Source organism: Flagellimonas sp. MMG031 (assembly GCF_040112705.1).
Taxonomy (GTDB): domain Bacteria; phylum Bacteroidota; class Bacteroidia; order Flavobacteriales; family Flavobacteriaceae; genus Flagellimonas.
In genome coordinates, this window is record NZ_CP157804.1 from 2299209 (window position 1) to 2324234 (window position 25026).

Below are 25026 nucleotides of genomic sequence, written 5' to 3' on the forward strand. Positions count from 1 at the left end.
GGGTTTTTGTTGATAACTTGAAACGTTTGTTGATAAAGTGGGAAAAAACGACAACTTTTCCCAGCCCAATCATAGCAAGGCTTTAGCGAAGATGTGCCTCTTTTTCCAGATTTAGCCCATTCAAAACTTCGTTTACCTGCATCCTTCGTTTGCCAGGAAGCTGTAATTCCAACAAGTTTAGGTACCCCTCTTTAACCGCAACCTTGAGCGATTTTTTTTCTACCACCAGTTTTCCAACGATGTAGTTGTGTTCGGAGGTCTCCATTTCGGTCCTGAAAATCTTCATGGGTTCTGCTTTTCCATCGTTCACCAACTCCGTCCATGCCCCTGGATATGGACTCAACCCCCGGATATGATTGTAAATATCCATCATGGAACTATTCCAATCGATTCGGCAGGTATCCTTATGGATTTTTGGAGCGGGCTTTAATTCCATGCTCTCATCCTGTTTTTGTAGGGACACGGTTCCTGCTTCAATCTGTTTGCAGGTATGAACGACCAAATGGGCGCCCAGTTCCATCAACCTGTCGTGCAGGTCTCCGGCATTGTCCTCTGGCCGTATGTTGGCTCCTTTTTGAAGAATGATGTTCCCGGTATCTATCTTTTCATCAATAAAAAAGGTTGTTACGCCTGTCTTAGTTTCACCATTGATGATTGCCCAATTAATGGGAGCTGCACCCCGATATTGGGGCAGGAGCGAAGCATGAAGGTTAAAGGTGCCATACGCGGGCATTTGCCAGACCACTTTGGGCAGCATCCGAAAAGCGACCACTACTTGAAGGTTGGCATCAAGGCTTTTGAGGTCCTTCAAAAATGCCTCGTCCTTTAAATTAGTCGGCTGTAATACCTTTAATTGGTGTTTAACAGCGAATTGTTTCACGGCTGACTCTTGGAGCTTGCGCCCCCTTCCCGCTGGCCTATCCGGGGCGGTAATTACACCCACCACCTTAAAGCCAGCTTCCAAAAGTTGTTTTAGGCTGCCCACCGCAAAATCGGGGGTACCCATAAATACGATACGAAGCAAATTATGTTTTGATGTACTCATTCTTAATGTTTATCGAGACCAATCCATTTTCCAGCAACCGCTCGAGCAGGTTCAAAAGTTCTTTTTCACTTGTTCCCGTGACGCGTTCCAACTGTCTGGAGGAATGGGGGCGAATTTCCAAGAGTTCCAGAATTTTTTGTTCCAAGTCGTGTGGAGGGGATACTTTGGCCTTCTTTGTGCAAATATCGCAAGTGCCGCACTTTTCGGCGGACTTTTCGCCAAAATAATTCAGTAGGTAAACACTACGGCACCTTTTCTGATTGGCAATGTACCCCAACATAGCGGCCATATTATCCACCTTCACTTGGTTGAAATCCTTTATTTTTTTGGCAAACGGGTTGATGGTATGGTCGTCTTCACGGGGCACTAAAAAGGTAATTTCCAAATCGGAACTATGGTTGTAGTATTCCGCAATGTTATCGTCCGCCAGTTGCTGTAATAATTGTTTTAAACGTTCTTCGCCCGTGCCCGTTTTTTGGGACAGCATATACAGATTGATCTTGGTCTCATAATCCGTAATACCTCCGTAGGTCCGTAAAATGGTTTGAATGATGGGAGCCGTTTTGCGGTTTTTGTCCAAGTAATTGAATATTTCGGCCTTGGAAGCTACAAATTGAAGCGTAGTTTTCTCCTTAAAGTTTTCGGCCAACGATAGCACGGAATTTTGATCTAAAATACGAAGGGCATTGAACGCCATGTTGGGATTAAACGCATATCGTGAACAAAACTCATTGAACTTGAAGGCCTGGGGTTCCGAAATAAGCTCTCCGTAGGAAATCTGAAAATAGTTGTTGAGCTTGGAATAAACGGTTTTCACAAAACCCACATCGGGCAGGGTGGACAAAAACTGCTGTTTGGCCCTATCCGCATCTTCTTTGGAGGTTAGGATGATGGCCGTTGAAGGCTCTCCATCCCTACCAGCACGTCCCGCCTCCTGAAAATAGCTTTCCAAACTGTCGGGTATCTGGTAATGGATGACCAAACGCACATCTGGTTTATCCACCCCCATGCCAAAGGCATTGGTGGCCACCATGACCCTGTCTTTGCCATTCAACCAACGATTGAGTTTTTCCTCCTTGTCCGATTTGGGAATGCCCCCATGGTAAAAAGGAGCCGATACCCCGTTGTTGATCAAAAAGTTGGCCAAGGATATGGACATTTTCCGGGAACGTACATAGACGATGCCGCTTCCCGGGATTTTTTCCATGTATTTTTTGAGCTGGTACAATTTGTCCTCCGAACGCCTTACCTTGAAAGCGATATTGGAACGGGAAAAGGAATCCTTAAAAATACGGACCTCCTTCAGTTCCAAATTCTCAACGATGTCATCCACAACACGAGGCGTAGCTGTCGCCGTAAGTGCAATCATTGGAGTTTGAGGAGCCAATTCCTTTAAAATAGAGCATTCCAAATAAGCAGGCCTAAAGTCGTTTCCCCACTGGGAGATACAATGTGCCTCGTCAATCGCAATAAGATTAACGTTCATTTGCTGAATGCGTTCCCTTACCACGGTCTGCTGTAAGCGTTCTGGGGATAGGTACAGGAATTTGTAGTTGCCAAATACACAATTGTCCAACAAGTCGTTTACTTCGTTGGAACGGATGCCCCCGGTTAAGGCGATTGCCTTGATATTTCTCTTTTTTAATTGGGCCACCTGATCTTGGATCAGGGCCACCAAAGGTGAGACCACAACACAAATACCTTCCATGGCCAGTGCGGGCACTTGGTAACAAATGGATTTTCCGCCACCGGTAGGCATCAGGGCGAGTACATCTTGCCCAGAAATGACCGTATCAATGATTTTCCTCTGGGAACCCCTAAAATCATCATATCCCCAGTACTGTTGTAAAACGCTTGTGATGTTCTTGTGCACTATGTTATTTTAAGTGTTTCCAAAATAAAATCAATCCGATTTAGGACATCATCTTTTGGCACTTCGATGGGGTTATAGCCAAATTGGGTATAAATTTTAAGCAAGGAATGGTGGATGTTTTCCGCTTCCTCAAAAGTTTCCAAACGTTCATTATCGGAAACATAGATTTCTTTCCAAGGCGGAACTATAAAAACGGAATCATACCTATGGTTCTCGGCATGGGAAATAAAATAGTCGTCATATGCTTGGTCGAAAAAATCCATATAGGCGAGCACATCGGGAATGCCCCTGTCAAAAAAGCTGATGGGCGCATTGATGTGCTTTGATTGTCGGTAATGGGACGTCCTACCTTCCAGCAAGTCTTTATTGAACTGCAAGGCATCGTCCACAAAAACCAGCGGATTGGAAATATGGTGTTCCGATTGGCCTTCCTGCTTTGCCTTGGAGGTCATATCCCGAATGATTTCGTGAAAGCAGTGAAAACCTCTCTGTTCCAAACCGTTTACTATGGACGTCTTCCCAGTGCCGGGAGCTCCCGTTATAACTACCTTGTTTTTTCCCAAAGACCTTAGAATTAATGGTGCAAAGTAATGAAATCGCCCCAAGGAAAAAAAATTGAAGGGTAAGCCATATATTTGTATAAAATTGCGGTATGGATAAGAAAGAGACGGAAGAATTTTACGCGAAGCTAAAGGAGCAGTTGTTGGAGACCACGAGTTGGCCATCAACCTACCTTTACAAATTTATTGTTCCCACAGAGGAGGCCAAAATATCGCAAATCCAGGACATTTTCGATAATACAGGGGCGGTGATAGAATCCAAAAAGAGCAAAAAGGGGACGTACACCAGCTTGTCCATTACCGTACATTTGAAGAATCCGGACGAAGTTATCCAAAAGTACAAGGAAGTTTCTGTTGTGGAAGGTGTTATTTCCCTGTAGGTCCTTAGTTTGCCATAATTTTCTTAATTTGCACTCGTTATCAGTTTGACTTTCCAATTATCAATTCACTAAATCCAGTAGTTTGAACGAAGTATATACCCTAGAATACAATACAGAGCGTCCAAAGCTTTTTATTCCCGAATATGGGCGCCATTTTCAAAAAATGGTGGACCATGCCGTAGCCATCGAAGATCGTGATGAACGAAACCGAGTGGCACAATCCATTATTAGTGTTATGGGTAATTTGCAGCCCCATTTAAGGGACGTGCCGGATTTTCAGCACAAACTTTGGGACCAGCTTTTCATTATGTCCGATTTTAAATTGGATGTGGACTCTCCCTTTCCCATAACCTCCAAAGAGACCTTGCAGCAGCGTCCTGAACCCTTGGAATATCCTCAGAACCATCCCAAGTACCGTTTTTATGGAAACAACATCAAACGGATGATTGATGTGGCGGTAAATTGGGAAAAGGGCGATATGCGGTCTGGCTTGGAATATGCCATTGCCAACCACATGAAAAAGTGTTATTTGACTTGGAACAAGGATACCGTAGAGGACACCGTAATTTTTAATCACTTGAAAGAGCTTAGTGATGGTCAGATTGATTTGGCCAAGAGCGATGAGAGTTTGACGGAGAGCGGACAGTTTTTGAAAAATAGGCCCAGCCGTTCGAACACCAGCAATAATCGGGGCAAAAAAAGTCAAAGAGGTCGTAAAAAAAGATATTAAACTCCAAAGGAATACATGGGTACATTTCGAATAGAGGGCGGCCACCAGTTGCATGGTGAAATCACCCCCCAGGGAGCAAAGAACGAAGCACTTCAAATTCTTTGCGCCGTATTGCTATCAGAAGAAAAAATTACCATAAACAACATTCCGGACATTGTCGATGTCAATAAACTCATTGCACTGCTTGAAGATTTAGGCGTCAAGATCCAAAAGAAAGGAAAAGGCTCGTATACCTTTAAAGCGGATGATGTTAACTTGGATTATCTGCAATCGGTCAAGTTCAAGGAAGATGGAAGAGGCCTTCGCGGTTCCATTATGTTGGTTGGTCCACTGTTGGCCCGTTTTGGAAAAGGATACATCCCCAAACCTGGTGGGGATAAAATAGGAAGACGTCGTTTGGATACCCATTTTGAAGGTTTCATTAAGCTTGGAGCCCAATTTAGATATAACAAAGAAGAGTATTTCTATGGTGTGGAAGCAGAAAAACTTACTGGCACCTACATGTTGTTGGATGAGGCATCCGTAACCGGTACGGCCAACATTGTGATGGCAGCCGTTTTGGCCGAGGGTACCACTACGATTTATAATGCGGCCTGTGAGCCCTATTTGCAGCAGTTGTGCAAAATGCTGAACCGGATGGGGGCCAAAATCTCAGGTATCGGTTCCAATTTGTTGACCATTGAGGGCGTAAAATCCCTAAAGGGAACGGAGCATACCATGCTTCCCGATATGATTGAAATTGGTAGCTGGATTGGACTGGCGGCCATGACCCAGAGCGAACTGACCATTAAAAATGTGAGTTGGGACGATTTGGGCCAGATTCCAACTGTTTTCCGTAAGCTGGGAATTACAGTAGAGCGAAGAAACGATGATATTTTTATTCCCAAGCATGAAGATGGATACGAAATCCAAAATTTTATTGACGGTTCTATCCTAACTATTGCCGATGCACCATGGCCCGGATTGACCCCTGATTTATTGAGTATTATTTTGGTTACGGCCACACAGGCCCGAGGCGAAGTCCTGATTCATCAGAAAATGTTTGAAAGCCGATTGTTCTTTGTGGACAAGCTTATTGATATGGGGGCTAAAATCATCCTTTGTGACCCACACAGGGCCACGGTTATTGGGCATGATTTTAAATCCACCCTAAAGGCCACCACCATGGTGTCGCCAGATATTCGGGCGGGTGTTTCCCTTTTGATTGCAGCACTGTCGGCCAAAGGAACATCCACCATTCATAATATTGAGCAAATTGACCGTGGCTACGAAAACATCGATGAGCGTTTGCGTGCCATTGGAGCCAATATCGTAAGGGTATAATTAAACTTATTCTTTCGGGATCAAGATGGTTACACGGGTACCTGAGCGGTTCTTGTCGGAAAGGTTCTCTATTTTAACCAATTGTTGGGCAGAGTGCTGTTTAAGTGCTTGTATCCTTCGTTCCGTAATGGACATGCCACGGGATATCCGGTTGGATTTTCGTGCTTCCGTTTGTGTCAGTCCCACGCCATTGTCTTCAATCACACATTCGATATTATCTCCTTTATCGGTAAAAGAAACTTTAAGCTCCTTGTTTCCCTCCTTTGGCATCAATCCGTGTATGATGGCATTTTCGATATAAGGCTGTACCAAAAGCATGGGAACTTCATGGGCATCGATATCCAAATTCTCATCGATTTCAAATTGATAGGAAAAGGAATGGTCAAAACGCAAAGCTTCCAGTTCCACATAAATTTTGAGCAGCTCTATTTCTTCACTTAGCACCAAACTTATGTTCACCGAACTTTCCAAGACCTGACGAAGCAGTTTTGAAAACTTGGAGAGATAGGTGAGGGCCCCTTTTTTATCGTTGGTGCTGATGAGGTGTTGTATGGAACCGAGGGAGTTAAAAATAAAATGGGGATTCATCTGGGCCCGTAACATCCGCTTTTCTAACTGCCTGTTCATTTGGCCTATGGTATCTCGTTGCTCAGATATCAACCTGTTCTTTTCGGAAAGAATGGCATTAGATCTTTTCTTTGCCAAATATCGGAAATAGAGCAGGCTGGCGGAGAAGAGCAATAGGATAGATATAACGATAAGGTAAAGCGTTCGTTTTCTATTTTGCTCCACTCGGGTATTCAGGAGCGCCAATTCTAAGGTATTGGCCTCGATTTCCCGGTCTTTCACATATACTTCGTGTCGCACCTGTAAATTTTGAATTTCCTTTACCTTGGCTTCGTTCATCAGGCTATCCTTGTACTCCTGTGCCCTGTTCAAATGAAAAATAGCCTTTTTAAGCTGTCCTGAAGCCTCGTAGATTTCATAAGCTTTTTGATGGGCCTCTCGTTTACGCTCAAACGTTCCCTCCATACCTTGTAAAACGTCAAGGTTTTGTTTGGAGTAACCTATGGCTTCCTTCAGCTTACTTTGATTGAGCATTAGACTTGCCAAATTATGATACACGAATGCCTTTCCTTGCTCTAGGGACAGCTGGTTAGCCAAATCAAGGGCTTTGAAAAGATATTCCTCCGCATTATTCCATTGTTCCAATTGCAAATAACAATGGCCAATATTACTATACAGGTCGTACAATTTGATGTTGTTTCCTTCTTGCCTCCAATACGGTACAATTTTCAAAAATTTGTCCAAAGCTGTTTGGTAGTCCCCGTCCGTGTAGCTCATGATGGCCAAGTTTACTTAGACATCGTTCTTCATGGCTTCTGGGTCTGGGCCGTCGTAGATTTCCAGCGCCTTTTGGTAGCTGGCAATGGCCTCTTCCCTTTCATCCATCAAATCGTGTAAAACCCCGAGGTTGATGTACACGGAAGCAGCGTTTATTTGAAGATTGAACGAATCGATTACTTTGAGACTTTTTAGATAGCTTTCTTGACTCGAAGGGTAATCCCCAATGCGTTTATATACAATCCCCATGGAATTATAAACATCACAGACCATACTGTAGTCCTTGTTTTGATTAGCCACCACGAGACACTTGTTTAAATATTCCAAAGAATTAGCATAGCTATCGGTCATACCATGCGTTAGCCCCAAGGAGTAGAGTGCTTTGGCCTCACCTACCTTAAAACCGATTTCTTTTGATTTTTCCAAGCTCTGTAACCCGTAGGCAACCGCCTGTTCCTTGTCGATGAATCTGGATTTGATGCCCAATGTCCTTAACAGATTCACCTGTGTGGTATCGTCAGCAGTTTTAAGCAGGTTTTGAAGGCTATCCATTTCCTTGGTTTGGGAAAAACCCATATTTCCCATCAAAAGAAATAGTAGAAAGAACTTAATATGAAAAAACCGCAATGAATTGATTTCCATTTGTCTGACGAGATAAGCAAGCTTGTTCCAAAACTTTGATTGTCAGGAATTAAAATAGAAATAATTCTTATTATCGAAAACAAAAAAATCGCTGTAACCCCTAAAAAATAAGGGTTTGTCAGAAAAATTTTAATTTTTATCGACCATTTTCCCATCGGGGTACAATGCAAAGCGCCCCTTGTCTTTATCATGAACATGGTCCGGGTGGGGCCATGGCCACCCCCCAAACTGGGTAAGGCGGTATTCTTCCATCGCTTTTTGGATTTCCTCTTGGGTGTTCATCACAAAGGGACCATATTTGGCGACGGGCTCGCCGATAGGCTTTCCTTGCAGTAACATAAAATGGGCGGTTTCGGAACCAACTTTGATATTCACATCGGTGGTGGGGTCCAAAACAATCCCAAAACTGGGATTTATTTTTTTATCCCCAATATGTATTTCATCACCATCATAAAAGTAAAGTACGCGGTTTACCGATTCACTTGTACTCGGCAGCACATATTCGGCTTCAGGCTCTACATGAATATTCCAAACGGCCACTTCATTTTCCGGGTCGGCCGCCCAAGAATCCGGGGCAGGGGTCGGTGGGGCAACATTTTTGTAGGGACCGGCTATCACCTTGATTTTTGCATTTTCTTCCTCCACAATGGGAATATCCTCGTGCCAAAGCATCTTAAAGTGCGGGTCGACAAATTTTCCCGATTTGGGCAGGTTTAACCATATTTGAAAGAGTTCCAAGGGATTTTCTTCATCATCTTTGAGCAGGGGGAACATCTCGGAATGTTGAACCCCCCTTCCAGCGGTCATCCACTGTACATCACCTTCACCAAATCGGCCTGCGGCACCCAAAGAATCCGAGTGGTCACAAAATCCTTTGTTTACAATGGTAATGGTTTCGAAACCACGGTGTGGATGGTACGGAAATCCTGGAATGGACTGCCCGTGATACATGCGCCACTTTTGGGTCGGGTCAAAATCACTTCCTAAGTTCCGTCCTTTCAAAAGGGATGGGTCGGGTCCCATTTCCCCATTTCCCTTTGGGAAATGATCTAAATGATATACACTAAAAAGAAAAGGGTCCAAGGTTTGCCAAGGGGTGCTTAATGGAAAAGTTTGTAGAACAGGAGTTTTCATCATGCAATTTTTTAAAAGATAAGAGACCGACCAAAAAATGGTGACTTTTTGTCTATGTCAGGTTAGGCACAGTCGAGACCTAATCGTTGAATGTCAACCTATTTTAAGTTCTCGACTCCGCTCGAACTGACAATTAACCACCTTTTAGTCAGCCTCTTTATTATAATCCATCTATTTACCGGGAATTGGTGGCGGACCATCGATCATGGCCTCGTATTTAACATCACCTTTTCTCGTTTTAAATTCTTCTTTTACTTTTTCTACCAATTTTGGGTCATCAAAAAGATCGAACATTGTCATGCCCATAGCTTTGGATGCGTAAATCATTCCCTTATGGCCAATGCTCATACCCCCACAGGCCACAACGGCCCAAGAGTGCCAAGGTGTTCCTTTTGGAGCAACCGTTACGCCTAGGTTGATGTTGGGTACGTTCCAACTTACATCACCAACATCGGTAGAGCCTCCTCCTGGCAGTTCCTCGGTTTCTTTCAAAGGATGTACTTCACCATCCATGCCCACTTGGGGTTTTCCGGTGGCCTCTTGAATGGCTTTACCATAGGTAATTTCCTCATCGGTATAGGTAATGGGTCCCAAAAGCTCCAGATTGTTTTGCATGATTTGGCCTCCCTCACGGTTGACCAGGGTTTCATAAATTCCTGAAATCAAGGAGTATTTATAGTCCACATTGGCCATGATTGCGGCGCCTTCGGCCATGGCCTTAACCCGTTCAAAGGTGGGAAGCATCACATCTCTTTTGGGGTCACGCACACGCACCCACAGGCGGGCATAGTCAGGAACAACATTTACTACTTGGCCTCCATCTTGAATATGGTAGTGAATACGCGAAGTGGGTTTTATATGCTCGCGATAATAGTTAATCCCCGTGGTATACAGTTCCAAGGCGTCAGAGGCACTGCGTCCGTTCCATGGGTCGGAAGATGCGTGGGCAGCTTGACCGTAAAATTCAATCATGAAATCGACCAGGGCCAATCCACTTTGTACGTCGGCTTCAATTTCGGCAGATGGGTGCCAGCTTACGTTTACATCAACATCGTCCCAAAGTCCGGCTTCTACCATCCAAACTTTTCCAAAAAATTTCTCTTCGGCAGGTGTCCCAAAGAATTTGACGGTTCCTTTAATGTTTCCTGCCTCAATTTGTTCTTTGATAGCTATGGCAGCACCTAAACTGGCTGCCCCGAACATATTGTGCCCACATCCGTGGCCGGGAGCACCATCAATTCGTGGATCTTTGGTGGGAACCGTGTTCTGTGAAAGGCCCGGTAGGGCATCAAACTCGCCCAAGACACTGATTACGGGTTTTCCTGAACCGTAGGTAGCAACAAAGGCGGTTGGGATATCGGCTACACCACGTGTCACGGTCATCCCGTTCTTCTCGGCATAATCGGCCAACATTTCTGAGGAAATCGATTCCTCGAATGCTGTTTCGGCCAGTGCCCAGATAGAATCACTGATTTGAATAAGGTTTTCCTTGTGCTTTTCCACGGAAGCGACGACCGCTTTTTTGTCCTTTGACATTTTTTGGGCGGATAGGTTCAATGAGACCAGTCCCAAAAGGAGTAAGGTTGAAAATTTCTTCATCATTTAGGTTTTGAGTTAGTTATTTACCGCTGTTTCATGTGCTGTCAACAAGACGTCACACAAAATTACAACAGCTCCTAAATTTAAAGAAAATGCGTCAACTTACCGCTTCCTTGTAGGTTTTTAAGCAGCGTTCCCGAGCCATTTTGTGGTCGACCATAGGGTCTGGGTAGTTGAGTTCTTGAAGTTCGGGAACCCATTTGTTGATGTATTTTTTGTCCTTATCGAATTTTTTTATCTGCGTGGTCGGGTTAAAGATTCTAAAATAAGGTGCGGCATCCACACCACTGCCTGCGGCCCATTGCCAGTTGCCCACATTGCTCGCCATTTCATAATCCAATAATTTTTCAGCAAAATAGGCTTCGCCCCATCTCCAATCGATCAGCAAATGCTTGCACAAAAAACTGGCCACCAACATACGAACCCTGTTGTGCATGTAGCCCGTTTCATTGAGTTCGCGCATACCTGCATCAACTAAAGGGTATCCAGTTTTGCCCTTTTTCCACTTTTCAAACTCCTCTTCGTTGTTGCGCCATTCGATTCTATCGTATTTGGAACGAAACGCATTATCCACGGTATGGGGAAAATGCCATAGGATCTGCATAAAAAATTCCCTCCAAATCAATTCGTTCCAAAAGGTTTCGTTCTTTTCATCGATGGCCTTTTTCACCATTTTCCGAACGGAAACGGTACCAAAACGCAAGTGGGGACCTAAACGGGAGGTTCCTTTTTCCTTGGCCGGGTAATCGCGTGTGTCCTCATAATTTTGAATCAAATTGGAGGTAATGGTAAAATCGGGAACTTTAATGTCGGACTCTTCAAAGCCCATAGCTTCCAAGGAGAGTTTGGGCATGGATTTAGACTGATACAAATTTTTGCCCAAATCTTTCAGCGTATCGTACTCCACTACATGAATGGAGGGATTAAAATTTTCCTTCCACTTGCGCATATAAGGTGTATAAACGACATAGGGGTCTCCATCGTCCTTTACCACTTCCTCCTTTTCAAAAATGACTTGATCTTTGTAGGTGTTGAACTGTATATCGTTTTCCTTTAAAAAATCGGCGATTTCTTTATCGCGTTCTTTGGCATAAGGTTCATAATCATGATTGGTGTAAACAGCTTCGACGTCATAATCCTTGATAAGCTGTTCAAACACTTTGATGGGTTTGTCGTGATATTGCGCTACGCCGCTGTCGTAATTGGTGCGGAGTTGCTTGCTTATTTTTTGGATTTGATCGTGTATAAAGGTAACCCTTGCATCTTTTTTGGGCAGACTTTCCAAAATTTCCTTATCAAAAATAAAGATAGGAAGCACAGGGGCATCATTTTGAAGGGCTTGGTACAGACCTACATTGTCATCCAACCGTAAATCGCGTCTAAACCAAAATACGATGATGCTGTCTTTCATGAATTCACATTTAAGCTAGACATTCCGCCATCTACCCCGATTACCTGGCCCGTTATCCATGAATTGTTGGAATCCAGCAGAAAAGTGGCCATGTTGGCAATATCGTGTGCCGTGCCCACTCGTTTTAATGGGTGTCTCTCGGACATCATTTCTTTTTTCTTGTCATTGCTCAACAAACGTTCGGATAGTGGGGTATCTACCAAAGATGGCGCAATGACGTTCACCCTTACCTTTGGGGCATATTCTGCTGCCAGAGCACGTGCAAAACCTTCGATAGCTCCTTTGGCTGCAGATACACTGGTGTGGAAGGGCATTCCAGTCCCCACGGCCACAGTACTGAAAAACACCATGCTGGAGCCTTCGTTCATCCGGTTCATAATCGTTTTCACGGTTCGGACCAGTCCAAAAAAATTGATTTCCATATCCTTTTGGATGGTGTCCATTCCCATCGTTTTAAAGGGTTTTAGATTGATGCTTCCCGGACAATATACAAAGCCGTCCAGTTGTTCTGGAATTTGCTTTTCCGAAAGGTCATCCGTCAAGGCATCAAAAGGAATATGGGTGACGTCGAGATTGCTGAGTTCATCATTGCTTCGGCTGGCAACATACACCTTATGGTCTTTGGATAGTGTTTTTGCCATTTCCAATCCAATTCCGTGCGATCCGCCAATCAATAGTATATTCTTTTCCATATTATATTTTTCTGATGCTTAAATAATTTTCTTTTCCTTCAACCGTACCAAATAGGTCGGCAAGTTTCTTCTCCCTAAACTCAAATATTTTTTGGAGCTGACCTTTTACCAGTAGGGGATGGGTCAACTGCCCCAAAATACCAAAAGGTAATTTGTAATCGATAATATCTTCCATTTCCACACCTTCGGGAACTTCTTTCAAAAAGTGTTTGTGGTGCCAGAGGGCATAGGGCCCAAAACGCTGCTCATCCACAAAATATTCCCCTTCTTTTACATGGGTGATTTCCGTTACCCATTTGGTAGAAACCATGGGAAAGGGTTTCACTATATATTGGATGACTTGCCCTTGGAACATGGGCCTATCGGCTCCCGCCAAAATATGAAACCCCATGTGAGGAGGTGTAATGACAGCTAAATTTTTAGGGTCTGATAGGAATTCCCATGCTTCTTGTTGACTAATGGGAAAAACTTGCTTAGATCGTAGTTGATACAGTTGCATTCGTTAGAATTTACACAAAGATAGGAGTAAAATGTTTAATTAAAACTATAAATAGTTAAACAAAAATTAAAACCTACCTATTTATTACCTACTTTTGTTTTAAGGTTTAATTAACAAATGGAGCAAGGCTTTGTATTAATTTTGCTTTGCTGAACAAATAATACAGACAATAACTATGAAAAAATTTACACTCTTACTATGTATGATGTCTATCGGCTTTTTTATGAAAGCGCAGATACAGACCCCGGCTCCGAGCCCATTTTCCACATTGGAACAAAAAGTGGGATTGACCGACGTAACCGTTAAGTATTCCCGCCCTGCGATGAAGGGAAGGAAAGTATTTGGTGATTTGGTTCCTTTTGATGCCATTTGGAGAACTGGTGCCAACCAGAACACGACCGTTTCCTTTAGCGATGATGTCACCGTAGAAGGAAAAGAATTGAAAGCAGGGACTTACGCTATTTTTACCAGACCCAACGAAGCTGTTTGGGAAGTTTTCTTTTACACTGCTACCGATAACTGGGGTACTCCCCAAGAGTGGGATGCTTCCAAAGTCGCTGCTACCGTAAAGGTGGAGACTATGGATATCCCAATGCCCATCGAGTCCTTTACCATCACTATTGATGATTTGCACAACAACGGTGCTACTTTGGGCATTATGTGGGAGAACACCTATGTTGGGGTGGATTTCACTGTTCCTACCGTAAGCAAGGCCACAAAGAACATTGAGGAAACCATGGCCAACAAAGAGGATTTGACCGCAAACGATTATTTCGCAGCCGGTTCCTACTATTTTGCTGAGGGTATGAACATGCAGCAAGCCAAAGAGTGGGTGGACAAGGCCGTTGAAATGGGCGATGGAAGTGCGTATTGGATGATGAGAACACAATCGCTTATCTATGCAAAGATGGGGGATAAGGAAGCTGCCATCGAGGCTGCCAAACGTTCATTGGCCGCTGCCCAAGCCGCAGGAAACCAAGATTATGTAAAAATGAACAAGGATTCATTGCAAGAGTGGGCTAAAATGTAATCAAGCTCATTCAAGTTGATATAAAGACCCACTTTTTTAAGTGGGTTTTTTTATTCCTCAATAGCCGATGAATTGCCCAGGAAATTATCGAACACCTGTGTAATGGTGGCCAAAATGATTACGAGCAAGCAGCCAAATGCATTCAACCACAAATAGGACATCCAATCCAGATACCACCCAATGATTACAATAATTTGGGTGACAATGGCAGCTACAAACACTGCGTTGCCTTTCACAAACTTAAAGAAGAAGGCCAATAGGAATATTCCCAAAACATTCCCGTAAAAAATAGAACCGATAATATTTACCAGTTGTATCAGGTTGTCAAAAAGATTGGCTACGTTTGCGATGATAATAGCAATGATACCCCAAAGCAATGTAAAGGCTTTCGTCGCTTTGAGATAATGTTCTTGAGAGTGATTTTTTCCGATGCTTCTTTTGTAAAGATCTAAAGCTGTAATGGTCCCCAAAGCGTTCAACTCCGATGCGGTAGAGGACATGGCTGCGGACAGGATGACGGCCAAGAGTAGGCCGATTAGTCCCATGGGCAAATTGTTCAGGATAAAGTGAATGAACACATAATCCTTGTCATTCGTCTCTACCTTGCCATCTGCTTTGGCAATCAAATCTTTGGCGGTTTCCCGGCTTGCATTCTCTTTTTCGTTGATTTTTATGATGTCTTGCTTGGCCTGTTCAATAGCGTTGTACTCTTTCAGTTCCAAGGCTGACGAAAAGGAATGTTGCGCCATTCTTTTTTCCTTTTCCAGTACTTTATGATCCTCCTCAAGTGCCTTATAATTGTTGGCATATTCCGATTGCATGACAGCTTCGGTGGCAGCCGGATTAAAATTTAGGGGGGAGGAATTGTATTGATAGAACACAAAGACCATGGCACCCACCAAAAGGATAAAAAACTGCATCGGGATTTTAAAAATACCGTTGAAAATCAGGGCCAACTGGCTTTCCCGAACCGACCTACCGGATAGATAGCGTTGCACCTGACTTTGGTCGGTGCCAAAGTAGGCCAAGGCCAAGAAAAAGCCACCGGTAATGCCGCTCCAAAAGGTGTAACGGTTATTGGTATCAAAAGAAAAATCAAGAATATTGAGTTTGTTGTTGGCACCAGCGATCTTTAACGCTTTTCCGAAGGAAATATCCGTTGGTAATGCTCCCATGATAAAGAAAAATGCAAAGAACATCCCCAACATAATAATGAACATCTGTTGTTTTTGGGTAACGCTCACCGCTTTGGTACCCCCAGAAACGGTATAAATGATTACCAATATCCCGATGATCACGTTAAGCGTACGCAAGTCCCATCCCAATACCGCAGAAAGAATAATGGAAGGGGCAAATATGGTGATTCCCGCTGCAAGTCCACGTTGTACCAAAAACAATAGGGCCGTGAGTGTCCGTGTTTTTAGGTCAAAGCGACCTTCCAACATTTCGTACGCGGTAAATACTTTAAGTTTTTTGTAGATGGGGATGAATACCAAGCAGATAACAATCATGGCCAAGGGGAGTCCAAAATAGAACTGCACAAAGCCCATACCATCGTGGAATGCTTGACCTGGCGTGGACAAAAAGGTGATAGCACTCGCCTGGGTTGCCATAACGGACAATCCAATGGTCCACCATTTCACATCGTCGCCACCACGAACATAGTCGTCCACATTTTTGTTGCCGCGCGTTTTCCAAACACCGTAGGCAACGATGAAGAGTAGGGTACTACCAAGAATAATCCAGTCGAGTAATGCCATTCAGGGAGTTAATTGTTTAAAATCATAATGAGGTAAAAGGCCAATATGTAAATGGCATTTAAAAGGATCACAATGCTGTATTCCTTTTTCCATTCAAATTTGGTGTGCATATTATCCTTTGACATTGCTTTGTTTTTTTACCTCACTCTTTCCTATGGAAAGCATATTCGCAAAGAGTTTATATGCTCCAGAAACCCCAACAGGCAGTTCCCTGAAAAAGCTTAGTCCCGTGTAAATATAGTGACCTTCTCCATAAGGTGCTACAATAAGGCTTCCTTGTTTTTCCGATTCGCCTTCATCTTTCATGGAAAGTATAGGGGTGAATTCGGAACTCCACTGACTTGGAAAATAAAGTCCGCGTTCCTGTACCCAGCCATCAAAATCCTTTTCTGCAATGGTATTTGGGAAATTGACCAAGGGGTGTTCTGGCGCTAAAATATCCACTTTGGCATTTTCGTCGGTTACCCTATCCCTAGAAAGCGTAACATCGTAAGGTGCGATGTTTTCAAATTGACTGGCCCATCGTCCAGCGGTGTTGTACTGAACGATCATGGTGCCTCCATTTTGTACATAGTCGAACAAAACGGGCTGTTTGAACTTTAGGGCTTCCACCACATTGTAGGCGCGTATGCCCACTACTACGGCATCATATTTATCCAAGTCCCCGTTCTGGATGTCGTTCGGGTCGACCAAATGGACTTGGTAACCAATCTGTTCCAAGCTCTCGGGTACCTTGTCCCCAGCGCCCATGATGTAGGCGATATGTTCTCCGGATTTTTTTATATCCATGCGGACCACTTTGGCCTCAGAAGGAAGCAGAACGGACTGTTTTGGAATATGATCGTAATTGATCTCTATTAACTCCCTATCATAAACCTTGTTGGCGACCGTAACTTTTGGGGCAATTTTACCCTCACTTTCGGTATTTGGTGGAGTAACCTGAAAAGCAACGGAAATTTCCTCTCCTTTTTGAGCAATGGAAAAAGGGATGCTACTTGGTGTAACCACCCAGCCCGAAGGATGACTCAAGCTAACGCTACCTGAAACATCATTTTTTCCAGCTCTAATCTTTACCTGTACTTCTTTGGAATCGGCCTCTGCGAAAATCAATACTTTTTCATCAATTTTTGAAGTCACCTCCGGTAAAATGGCAAAAGGCTCGTACAATTCCCCTTTGTCTGGACGAGAGTAGCGGTGTACTACTTCTTTTTCAAATGGAATTTCAACCCCCGCGACCAGCACTTTAAAAACAGCTTTAAATGCACTTGGGGTTTCGGGCTGGCCGATCAAATTTTGGTCGTTCACCGTGTAAGTGCCCAGAGTGCCAGGCTCCTTGAGCCAGTAGGGACTGGTGTATGAGGTGTTTTCGGGTACGGTAAAATTGATTTCAAAATTCTCCCGTTGATTGTCGTTCAACGTCTTGTTGGGAGACAATTGGGCATCAACCCCAATCATTTGGATTTCTTTGAGCACAACGCTTGGGGATGACCGGTTAATGGTTTCGATGTTGACCGTGACTTTGCTGCCAGGTGTGGCAGAAGCGCTTGCCGAACTGGCTTCCAGATATAATCCTGAAGCGGCCAATATGATATTTTTGAGCTCTTGAGACTTTAAGGTTCTCCAATGCTCATCTTTTACTTGTTGCAATAGCTGATAGGCCTCTACCAATTGTGGAATATGCTTTGATGGATTTTGAAAATCAAAATTGGCCTCTACCTCATACAAAATGTTGCCTACGGCTTCACCGCCTTCAACACGGGACCACGTAGTGTTGATACCCTCGAACACATTGTTGTTCTTGGGCATATCTCCCTTAAGAAGTTCAATATACTCATTGTCCGAACCTCTATCGGTCAGCCGGCCAAATCCTTGGCACAGGTGCTGGCTACGGGACATTGCGGCGATTTCGTTATTGGAGAGCCCTAGTTCGGCGTAGTAGGTGCCCACATCCAGTTTGACCATACCTGATTTGTCCACTTTTTCAAAGGCTTCTTGACTGCCGTATTGCCACCACGAGGTGTTGTAGAAAATACGTCTTGGCTGCCAAGGGGAGGTCAAATCCAACTGCTCGGTATATGCGTTAGGGTCATTGGCCAAATCAAATGCTTCCATACTCAATATCGCGGAGGAGGTATGATGACCGTGAGTGGAGCCAGGGGTTCTATGGTCAAAACGGTTGATGATCACATCGGGCTTGATATTCCGAATGGCCCAAACCACATCGGCCAAAACCATATCCTTGTCCCAAATTTTAAGGGTTTCGTTCGGATGTTTGGAAAAACCAAAATCATTGGCGCGGGAAAAACGCTGCTCCCCACCATCAATATGTCTCGCCGCCAGAAGCTCTTGTGTACGCAAAACGCCCAAAAGTTCACTGAGTTCGGGTCCAATAAGGTTTTGCCCACCATCCCCTCGGGTCAGGGATATATACACCGTCCGGGCTTTATCATGGTTGGCCAAATAAGAGATTAGGCTTGTGTTTTCGTCATCTGGGTGGGCCGCAACGTAGAGCGCGGTCCCCAAAAAATTCAGTTTTTGGATTTCGTGGAAAAGTTCTGCCGAAGTTAGCTTATCCGGTTTTTGGGCAAAAATGTTCGTAAAACACATCACGCCCATGGAAAGGATAATCCAAAAATGCTTCATAGTTGGTTGTTTAGTGGTTGCTTCAAATATAGACAGTAAACCATTAGTTAGGGGTCAATTTAGAGGAGTTTTAACATAGCTGTGACACGGTGTTACAAACCTAAACTGTCCCGCAAGACCAAATCGTTGTTCCCATTTTGCTGCCAATAGGCCGTTTTGAGGGTCTTTATTTTCGATGCCGTACTGGTCAATGTTTTTGCGTTGGCCCCGAAACCACTCTTAAATTCTTCCGTCCAACCTTCAATGGAAAACGGGAATTCGGACGTAAAGTGTATCATCAAATTTCGTTCCAATTCGGGATAGGAAATAGAATAGGTGGTGATGCCATCTTTTGAGGCTATTTCAGCCGTGGCTTGGTACGCTTTGATTTCCTGATGTCTTAACCGAAGAAACTCCAAGGAGGGAATCATAGTGATATCCCCAACGGGCAAGTTTTCAGGGGCAATCCGGATTTTGGTCCAAATTTCATTCTCGAGAGCTGCTTTGTCCATGGTAAAATTTTGGTCTGCCTCCCCTTCAAAATAAGAATGGGACATAAATTCAAACATTTCCCGATTGTTCAGTTGGGAATACACATGACCGCACCATTCCTGCACGGACAAACTTGTTTTTAGGGCATGTTGATTGTCGTACACCGGATAAAAGGTACTGCTCATGATGGAGTAGGGGTAGATTCCAGTTATAAAGTTTTTGGTCGCGTTCAATTTGAGGACCGATACATTATCTGGATTACTGTTATTTGCCTTTACTTGTTCTTTGGCCAAAAAAGGTTCGGTAACATAGATCATGACTGCATTGCCATCGCGTAGCTCACCATATCTGGCCTGTTTCAATTGGTACGAAGTGATTTCTGCCTCGCCTGTATACCAATACTCTTTAAAGTTGTCGGAAATAGGGCGTTTGGGAGCTTCTGGCTCCATCTCTTTTTTTGAAGGCAATTCGGCCGATGTTTCCGTGTTGTTTTCTTGTTTACATCCAAAAACAAATACCAATAGTAAGGATAGAAACGTAGTGGTGAAGGTCGGGAGGACAGATTTCATAAACGCATTTTTTTCGAAGTTACTAGTAAAGTCAGTTTCTTTCAAGATACTTAACTTTTTCTAATTTATGGCAGCTTCCCTTTAAATGCGCGGTGATGGTACAATTAGCTAGAAAGTAGCAGGTTCCTTGAACTTGCCCTTTCTAATCAATAATGGGCTACAGTTGCATGAGGGTTGCATAGACCAAATCGGTGGGCAAGCCTACCACATTGGTGTACGAGCCTTGGATTTCCGTAATGCCAATCATCCCTATCCATTCTTGGATGCCGTAGGCGCCCGCTTTATCAAAAGGTTGGCAGGTCTCAATGTAATAGTTGATTTCATCATCGGAGAACTCCTTCAACTTCACCTTGGTGATGCCGCTCACCGTTTGCTGTTCCTTTTTTGTAGTAAAACAAACCGAGGTAATCACCTCATGCCAGTCTCCAGATAAGGTTCGCAACATTTCAAAAGCCTCTGCATGGTCGGCGGCTTTGGCCAGGGATGTGTTATTGTGCCACACCACGGTATCCGAGGTGATGACGATTTCATCGGGTTCCAATTCCTCCAAAAAAGGGGAGGCCTTGAGTTGGGCCAAATATTCCGAAATCTCCTGACCTTGCAATTCGGTGGGATAGACTTCTTCCACCGATTTGGGCCTGACCTCAAAATCAAGTCCCAATTCTTCCAGAAACATTTTCCGTCTTGGAGAACCGGAACCGAGTATGATCTTTTTGTCCTTGAGTTTTTCTTTGAGTGGATTATTAGTCATTCTTCGCACTGAAATTATCGTTCCAGTCCCCACGTACTTTCAGTACCTGTTCAATGATGTCGCGAACACAGCCTTCGCCACCATTCTTGTGGGAAACATAGTCGGAAATGGCTTTGACTTCCGGAACGGCATTTTGTGGTGAAGTGGCCAAGGCCACCATTTTCATTGGAGGAATATCCGGAAGGTCATCACCCATGTACACTACCAAAGCGGGGTCGATTCCGTGAATGTCCAGATATTCTTCCAGCGCTTCCTGTTTAAAATGTGCACCCATATAAAAATCGGTCACGCCCAATCCTTTCAAGCGCTCTTTTACTCCTTGGTTGGTTCCGCCTGTGATGATGCAGACGTTATAGCCTTTGGATATAGCGGTCTTTAAGGCAAAACCGTCCTTTACGCTCATTTTTCTGAGCAATTCACCTTCGGTGGTAATCAAAACGGTTCCATCGGTAAACACCCCGTCCACATCAAAAACAAAAGTGGTAATGCTGCTCAACAGCTCTTTATAATTCTTCTTCATGCCTCTTTTTTATGGCTTGACTCAATAATTTATACAGTGTTATATGTTCCTCATCCTTCAACAGTTCCAAATGCGCTTCCATACTTTCTGAATCATTTCTGCGTGCAGGACCGGTTTGTGCCTTCTTTGGGGTTAGATGCTGAACTTTTTCTGCCGTTTCCAAAATCAAGGGCTTTAACAGGTCAAAAGTCAGCCCCTCATCCAAACAAATCGATTCACCAATACCGTACAGGTAATTGGTAAAATTGTTTACAAAAACGGCTGCAAGATGCAATTTTTTTCGCTGTTCCGAGTCGATATGGTGCACGTTTTCCGAAATGGAATTGGCCAAGTTCCTTAATAGTTCCAAGGATTGCTTGGATTCGGCTTCTAAGCAGATAGGAATGGATTGGAACGAGACGGGTATACCTTTGGTAAAGGTCTGTAAAGGATAGAAAACACCTTTGTTGTCCGTTTGAATGACTTCAAGTCCGATAGCTCCCGACGTGTGGGCTACCACTCCCTTTTTAGTCAATAAGTGACTGGCGACCTCGGCAATCGCATCATCTTTTACGGCTATCAAATAGACGTCGGCATCAGCGATGGTTCCAAAATCATTGGAAACGCTGCACTGTTCCGAAAATTGGGACAAGGCCTCCTTGTTTCTTCCCGCCACTTGGGCCACATGGATATCTTCAGCCTTCAAAAAAGCATAAAACAAATGTTTTGCTAGGTTTCCCGTTCCTAAAATCACGATAGAAAGCATGCGCAAAACTACAAATTAAAGACTGATGAAGAATCCAAAGAATTAACAATTCTATTAGATTTTTATGCCCATCGTAAACAAAAAAGTTATCAAAAGGCCGTATTTTTGCAAGCCAAAAGTAGATTGAATTTCCATGATCGATATTCTTAAGAAAACGCTTTTTTCCACTAGACTTATGGCTGTTCTTTTTCTGGTTTTTGCCGCGGCAATGGCCATAGGAACATTTGTGGAAAGCTGGTACAGCACAGAAACCGCAAGAATTTACATTTACAATGCCACTTGGTTCGAGGTTATCATGGTCTTTTTTGTGATCAACTTTTTGGGAAATATTTACAGATATCGATTGTTGGATTGGAAAAAATGGCCCGTCTTAGTACTCCACCTTTCTTGGATATTGATCATCGTTGGTGCGTTTGTCACCCGATATATCAGTTATGAAGGGATGATGCCCATTAGGGAAGGGGCCACCGAGAATGTTTTTTATTCCGACAAAACGTATCTGACCGCTTACGTGGATGGGGATATCAACGGAGAAACAAAGAGAAGAGTCTTGGAGGACGATATTTTGGTTACTCCCGAAGGCAAACGTTCCAGCTTGCCTTGGAAGTCCGACTTCAACGGTCAACCTTTCACCATAAGCTATGTAGATTTTATCAGAGGAGCCAAAAAAGGGTTGATTCCCGATGAAAATGGGACCGAGTTATTACAAATCGTAGAAGCGGGCAATGGTCAGCGGCATGAACATTATTTGGAGAATGGTAAAATTGCCAGTGTACATAATATTCTTTTTGCGCTGAACAATGAAACGGAAGGCGCCATCAATATTTTTTATGATGAGGAAAATGGGTACCGTATCAAAACTCCATTTGAAGGAAACTTTATGCGGATGGCTGACCAGTTTCAGGGCGATGTGGTTACCGATAGCATTCAACCGCTACAGTTACGTTCGCTATACAACATGGGTGGAATGCAGTTTGTGGTTCCTGAACCCATCGTGAAGGGGAAATATGGTATTGTAAAAGTACCGGATGAAGAGATCACAAAGGTCACCCAAGATGCACTCGTGGTTTCCATTTCAGCCAATGGGGAGACCAAGGAGGTTAAACTCTTGGGAAGCAAGGGAACTTCCAATTTTTCGGATAAGTTCAATGTAGGTGGTTTGGACTTTACGCTGAGCTACGGTTCCAAAGTCTATCAATTGCCATTTTCTGTTGAGTTGAACGACTTTATTGCAGAAAAATATCCCGGTACGGAAGCAGGTTACGCTTCCTTTATGAGCAAGGTCACTGTTCACGACGAACGACCTTTTGATTATGACATTTATATGAACCACGTACTCGACCACGAAGGCTATCGGTTTTTTCAGTCGAGTTTTGATCCCGATGAGCGGGGTACGGTACTCTCTGTAAACCATGACTGGTGGGGAACTTGGATAACCTATATAGGCTATTTCTTGCTCTATATCGGCTTGATGGGCATTATGTTCTTTGGAAAGACCCGCTTTAAGGATTTACAGGAGCGATTGGAAAAGCTAAAAGCCAAAAAGGCGGCATTGACTACCTTGACCTTGTTGCTTGCCTTTGGTTTTGCACAGGCACAAGAAGACGATGGTCATGAGCATAGCTCCATGCCCACTCAGGCCCAGATTGATTCGGTGATTCAAGCGACCACGGTGGCCAAGGAGCATGCCGAAAAGTTTGGAGCTTTGGTGGTTCAGGATGAGGGCGGACGGATGAAGCCCATCAATACCTACGCATCGGAACTATTGCGAAAATTGAGCGGTGATGATTCGTACAAAGACCTTTCTGCCAATCAGGTTTTCCTTTCCATGATGCTGAACCCAGGGGTTTGGTATACCGCTGATATTATTGCATTGGGCAAAAAGGAAAATGATAGTATCCGAAAAGTAATTGGGGTGCCCGAAGGAACCGAGTTTGTAAAAGCAACCGATTTTTTCGATGCCAAAGGATCGTACAAGCTTCGCCCTTATCTAGAAAAGGCCACCTCTACCAATAATCCATCCAACTTTGAAAAGGATTTTAAGAAAGTAGGGGAGCGTTTGAGCCTGCTCGATATGGCCCTGAGCGGGCAAATTGTGAAAATATTCCCTTTGTTGAACGACGAGAACAACAAATGGATTTCGGCAGTGGAATATCGTTCTGGACAATACCAACTTCAGGATTCGCTCTATTCCAATTTTGTTAGGAATGCGATGCCGTACTATCTCAACTCGTTGCAACAGTCGATTGCCAGTGGCGATTATTCCCAACCCGACCGTTTGCTGGAAGCGTTCAAGCAAAACCAGAAAAACCACGGCGAAGAGGTTTTGCCCTCGGATAACAAGATTAAGACGGAAATCATCTACAACAAGCTGGACCTTTTCAACCGTTTGTACAAGTACTACGCCTTGGTTGGGGTGTTGTTGTTCTTTGTATTGATCGCCAAAATTTTTAAGGAGCGCAAATTTTTGGACGCCACGGCCTATTTGTTGAAAGGAACCATAATACTGTTCTTTGTTTGGCATACCATCGGATTGATTTTACGTTGGTACATCTCTGGGCATGCTCCTTGGAGTGATGCCTACGAGAGTATCTTATATGTATCTTGGGCCACCATGGGTATGGGATTGGCATTCGGTAGAAAAAGCGAACTTACCATCGCATCGAGTGCGTTCGTAACATCTATGTTGTTGTGGATAGCCCACCAAAGCTGGGTAGATCCGGCCATTGCCAATTTACAACCGGTATTGGATAGCTATTGGCTGATGATTCACGTAGCCGTCATTGTAGGTAGCTATGGGCCATTGACGGTAGGTATGATTTTGGGAGTGGTTGCACTATTGTTGATTGTCCTGACCACCGAGAAGAATAAAAAGCGCATGGATATCAACATCAAGGAGCTTACTGTCATCAATGAATTGGCACTCACTGCCGGACTGGTCATGCTCACCATCGGTAATTTCTTGGGCGGACAATGGGCCAACGAGAGCTGGGGACGCTATTGGGGATGGGATCCCAAAGAAACTTGGGCCTTGATTTCAATTATGGTCTATGCTTTTGTGTTGCACATGCGCTTGGTACCCGGACTACGAGGTACTTGGGCCTATAATTTTGCCAGTATCGTGGCCTTTGCCAGTATTATGATGACCTATTTTGGGGTGAATTTCTACTTGGTAGGGTTGCATAGTTACGCAAGCGGTGACCAAGTAATAACCCCAAGCTTTGTGTGGTACACCGTGCTCGGGGTATTCATTCTAGGCGGTATCAGTTTCTGGCGTTACAAAGTACATTACGCCAAAAAATAGC

The 25026-nt window shown here is 43.9% G+C and carries 21 protein-coding genes; 5 read left to right on the plus strand and 16 right to left on the minus strand.

Going from position 1 to position 25026, the window contains the following annotated elements; translation table 11 throughout:
- Positions 1 to 82 precede the first annotated feature (82 nt).
- From fmt to ABNE31_RS10345, 3 genes are read right to left on the minus strand one after another with little or no spacing between them, the layout of a single operon-like run.
- Positions 83 to 1045 carry a methionyl-tRNA formyltransferase gene (fmt, locus tag ABNE31_RS10335; RefSeq protein WP_349351066.1) on the minus strand — a complete coding sequence of 321 codons (963 nt, stop codon included), beginning with the start codon at positions 1043 to 1045 and terminating at the stop codon, positions 83 to 85.
- Positions 1026 to 2918 carry an ATP-dependent DNA helicase RecQ gene (locus tag ABNE31_RS10340; RefSeq protein WP_349351067.1) on the minus strand — a complete coding sequence of 631 codons (1893 nt, stop codon included), beginning with the start codon at positions 2916 to 2918 and terminating at the stop codon, positions 1026 to 1028. The genes fmt and ABNE31_RS10340 overlap by 20 nt, the downstream gene beginning before the upstream one ends.
- Entirely contained in the window at positions 2918 to 3481 is a 564-nt protein-coding gene (locus tag ABNE31_RS10345; RefSeq protein WP_179385648.1) for an ATP-binding protein, read from the minus strand. Before ABNE31_RS10345 ends, ABNE31_RS10340 begins: the two co-directional genes overlap by 1 nt.
- Positions 3482 to 3570: 89 nt before the next feature.
- Here ABNE31_RS10345 and ABNE31_RS10350 point away from each other — a divergent pair, with 89 nt between their 5' ends.
- The 3 genes from ABNE31_RS10350 to murA all read left to right on the plus strand — a co-directional run bounded on the left by ABNE31_RS10350 (position 3571) and on the right by murA (position 5911).
- On the plus strand, positions 3571 to 3858 hold the full coding sequence (locus tag ABNE31_RS10350) for a DUF493 family protein (RefSeq protein ID WP_179385647.1): 288 nt from the start codon (positions 3571 to 3573) through the stop codon (positions 3856 to 3858).
- 82 nt (positions 3859 to 3940) lie between these two features.
- Positions 3941 to 4588 carry a DUF4290 domain-containing protein gene (locus ABNE31_RS10355; RefSeq protein ID WP_179385646.1) on the plus strand — a complete coding sequence of 216 codons (648 nt, stop codon included), beginning with the start codon at positions 3941 to 3943 and terminating at the stop codon, positions 4586 to 4588.
- 15 nt (positions 4589 to 4603) lie between these two features.
- Positions 4604 to 5911 carry a UDP-N-acetylglucosamine 1-carboxyvinyltransferase gene (gene murA / locus ABNE31_RS10360; RefSeq protein WP_349351068.1) on the plus strand — a complete coding sequence of 436 codons (1308 nt, stop codon included), beginning with the start codon at positions 4604 to 4606 and terminating at the stop codon, positions 5909 to 5911.
- A gap of 6 nt (positions 5912 to 5917) precedes the next feature.
- On the opposite strand, the gene ABNE31_RS10365 is transcribed toward murA, so the two are convergent.
- The 7 genes from ABNE31_RS10365 to ABNE31_RS10395 form a co-directional block, all read right to left on the minus strand.
- The gene (locus ABNE31_RS10365; RefSeq protein WP_349351069.1) at positions 5918 to 7255 is read right to left on the minus strand and encodes a histidine kinase; all 1338 of its coding nucleotides are present in this window, start codon (positions 7253 to 7255) and stop codon (positions 5918 to 5920) included.
- Positions 7256 to 7270: 15 nt separating this feature from the next.
- Positions 7271 to 7807, minus strand: a complete 537-nt coding sequence (locus ABNE31_RS10370; protein ID WP_349351070.1) for a tetratricopeptide repeat protein — start codon at positions 7805 to 7807, stop codon at positions 7271 to 7273.
- 219 nt (positions 7808 to 8026) lie between these two features.
- Positions 8027 to 9031 (minus strand): pirin-like C-terminal cupin domain-containing protein, encoded by a 1005-nt coding sequence (locus ABNE31_RS10375; protein ID WP_349351071.1) that lies wholly within the window; start codon positions 9029 to 9031, stop codon positions 8027 to 8029.
- A gap of 171 nt (positions 9032 to 9202) precedes the next feature.
- Positions 9203 to 10630, minus strand: coding sequence for an amidohydrolase (locus ABNE31_RS10380; RefSeq protein WP_349351072.1), 1428 nt, complete (start codon positions 10628 to 10630; stop codon positions 9203 to 9205).
- Between the two features lie 97 nt (positions 10631 to 10727).
- On the minus strand, positions 10728 to 12041 hold the full coding sequence (locus tag ABNE31_RS10385; protein ID WP_349351073.1) for a deoxyribodipyrimidine photo-lyase: 1314 nt from the start codon (positions 12039 to 12041) through the stop codon (positions 10728 to 10730).
- Positions 12038 to 12733 (minus strand): SDR family oxidoreductase, encoded by a 696-nt coding sequence (locus ABNE31_RS10390; RefSeq protein WP_349351074.1) that lies wholly within the window; start codon positions 12731 to 12733, stop codon positions 12038 to 12040. The genes ABNE31_RS10385 and ABNE31_RS10390 overlap by 4 nt, the downstream gene beginning before the upstream one ends.
- A 1-nt stretch (position 12734) precedes the next feature.
- The gene (locus ABNE31_RS10395; RefSeq protein ID WP_349351075.1) at positions 12735 to 13232 is read right to left on the minus strand and encodes an SRPBCC family protein; all 498 of its coding nucleotides are present in this window, start codon (positions 13230 to 13232) and stop codon (positions 12735 to 12737) included.
- A gap of 175 nt (positions 13233 to 13407) precedes the next feature.
- Between ABNE31_RS10395 and ABNE31_RS10400 the strand changes: the two genes are divergently transcribed.
- Positions 13408 to 14262 carry a DUF2911 domain-containing protein gene (locus ABNE31_RS10400; protein ID WP_349351076.1) on the plus strand — a complete coding sequence of 285 codons (855 nt, stop codon included), beginning with the start codon at positions 13408 to 13410 and terminating at the stop codon, positions 14260 to 14262.
- 50 nt (positions 14263 to 14312) lie between these two features.
- Here the strand turns inward: ABNE31_RS10400 and ABNE31_RS10405 are convergent, their stop codons facing one another.
- The 6 genes from ABNE31_RS10405 to ABNE31_RS10430 form a co-directional block, all read right to left on the minus strand.
- On the minus strand, positions 14313 to 16022 hold the full coding sequence (locus tag ABNE31_RS10405; protein WP_349351077.1) for a sodium:solute symporter: 1710 nt from the start codon (positions 16020 to 16022) through the stop codon (positions 14313 to 14315).
- 111 nt (positions 16023 to 16133) lie between these two features.
- Complete coding sequence (locus tag ABNE31_RS10410) at positions 16134 to 18665, minus strand: PIG-L family deacetylase (RefSeq protein WP_349351078.1); 2532 nt, start codon at positions 18663 to 18665, stop codon at positions 16134 to 16136.
- Positions 18666 to 18757: 92 nt separating this feature from the next.
- The gene (locus ABNE31_RS10415) at positions 18758 to 19705 is read right to left on the minus strand and encodes a septum formation inhibitor Maf (protein WP_349351079.1); all 948 of its coding nucleotides are present in this window, start codon (positions 19703 to 19705) and stop codon (positions 18758 to 18760) included.
- Between the two features lie 157 nt (positions 19706 to 19862).
- Positions 19863 to 20456, minus strand: a complete 594-nt coding sequence (locus tag ABNE31_RS10420; protein ID WP_349351080.1) for a Maf family nucleotide pyrophosphatase — start codon at positions 20454 to 20456, stop codon at positions 19863 to 19865.
- Positions 20449 to 20976, minus strand: coding sequence for an HAD hydrolase family protein (locus tag ABNE31_RS10425; protein ID WP_349351081.1), 528 nt, complete (start codon positions 20974 to 20976; stop codon positions 20449 to 20451). Before ABNE31_RS10425 ends, ABNE31_RS10420 begins: the two co-directional genes overlap by 8 nt.
- The gene (locus ABNE31_RS10430; protein ID WP_349351082.1) at positions 20960 to 21721 is read right to left on the minus strand and encodes a Rossmann-like and DUF2520 domain-containing protein; all 762 of its coding nucleotides are present in this window, start codon (positions 21719 to 21721) and stop codon (positions 20960 to 20962) included. The genes ABNE31_RS10425 and ABNE31_RS10430 overlap by 17 nt, the downstream gene beginning before the upstream one ends.
- A gap of 133 nt (positions 21722 to 21854) precedes the next feature.
- On the opposite strand from ABNE31_RS10430, the gene ccsA reads away from it, so the two are divergent.
- Entirely contained in the window at positions 21855 to 25025 is a 3171-nt protein-coding gene (ccsA, locus tag ABNE31_RS10435) for a cytochrome c biogenesis protein CcsA (RefSeq protein ID WP_349351083.1), read from the plus strand.
- The last annotated feature ends 1 nt before the right edge of the window (position 25026 follow it).

Excerpts from the sequence above, each read along its gene's own strand:
- ABNE31_RS10350 (WP_179385647.1), top strand. The coding sequence starts at position 3,571 with ATGGATAAGAAAGAGACGGAAGAATTTTACGCGAAGCTAAAGGAGCAG.
- ABNE31_RS10420 (WP_349351080.1), bottom strand. The coding sequence starts at position 20,456 with ATGACTAATAATCCACTCAAAGAAAAACTCAAGGACAAAAAGATCATA.
- fmt (WP_349351066.1), bottom strand. The coding sequence starts at position 1,045 with ATGAGTACATCAAAACATAATTTGCTTCGTATCGTATTTATGGGTACC.
- ABNE31_RS10395 (WP_349351075.1), bottom strand. The coding sequence starts at position 13,232 with ATGCAACTGTATCAACTACGATCTAAGCAAGTTTTTCCCATTAGTCAA.
- murA (WP_349351068.1), top strand. The coding sequence starts at position 4,604 with ATGGGTACATTTCGAATAGAGGGCGGCCACCAGTTGCATGGTGAAATC.
- ABNE31_RS10365 (WP_349351069.1), bottom strand. The coding sequence starts at position 7,255 with ATGAGCTACACGGACGGGGACTACCAAACAGCTTTGGACAAATTTTTG.
- ABNE31_RS10385 (WP_349351073.1), bottom strand. The coding sequence starts at position 12,041 with ATGAAAGACAGCATCATCGTATTTTGGTTTAGACGCGATTTACGGTTG.
- ABNE31_RS10425 (WP_349351081.1), bottom strand. The coding sequence starts at position 20,976 with ATGAAGAAGAATTATAAAGAGCTGTTGAGCAGCATTACCACTTTTGTT.
- ABNE31_RS10370 (WP_349351070.1), bottom strand. The coding sequence starts at position 7,807 with ATGGATAGCCTTCAAAACCTGCTTAAAACTGCTGACGATACCACACAG.
- ABNE31_RS10430 (WP_349351082.1), bottom strand. The coding sequence starts at position 21,721 with ATGCTTTCTATCGTGATTTTAGGAACGGGAAACCTAGCAAAACATTTG.
- ABNE31_RS10415 (WP_349351079.1), bottom strand. The coding sequence starts at position 19,705 with ATGAAATCTGTCCTCCCGACCTTCACCACTACGTTTCTATCCTTACTA.
- ABNE31_RS10380 (WP_349351072.1), bottom strand. The coding sequence starts at position 10,630 with ATGAAGAAATTTTCAACCTTACTCCTTTTGGGACTGGTCTCATTGAAC.
- ccsA (WP_349351083.1), top strand. The coding sequence starts at position 21,855 with ATGATCGATATTCTTAAGAAAACGCTTTTTTCCACTAGACTTATGGCT.
- ABNE31_RS10405 (WP_349351077.1), bottom strand. The coding sequence starts at position 16,022 with ATGGCATTACTCGACTGGATTATTCTTGGTAGTACCCTACTCTTCATC.
- ABNE31_RS10410 (WP_349351078.1), bottom strand. The coding sequence starts at position 18,665 with ATGAAGCATTTTTGGATTATCCTTTCCATGGGCGTGATGTGTTTTACG.
- ABNE31_RS10400 (WP_349351076.1), top strand. The coding sequence starts at position 13,408 with ATGAAAAAATTTACACTCTTACTATGTATGATGTCTATCGGCTTTTTT.
- ABNE31_RS10390 (WP_349351074.1), bottom strand. The coding sequence starts at position 12,733 with ATGGAAAAGAATATACTATTGATTGGCGGATCGCACGGAATTGGATTG.
- ABNE31_RS10375 (WP_349351071.1), bottom strand. The coding sequence starts at position 9,031 with ATGAAAACTCCTGTTCTACAAACTTTTCCATTAAGCACCCCTTGGCAA.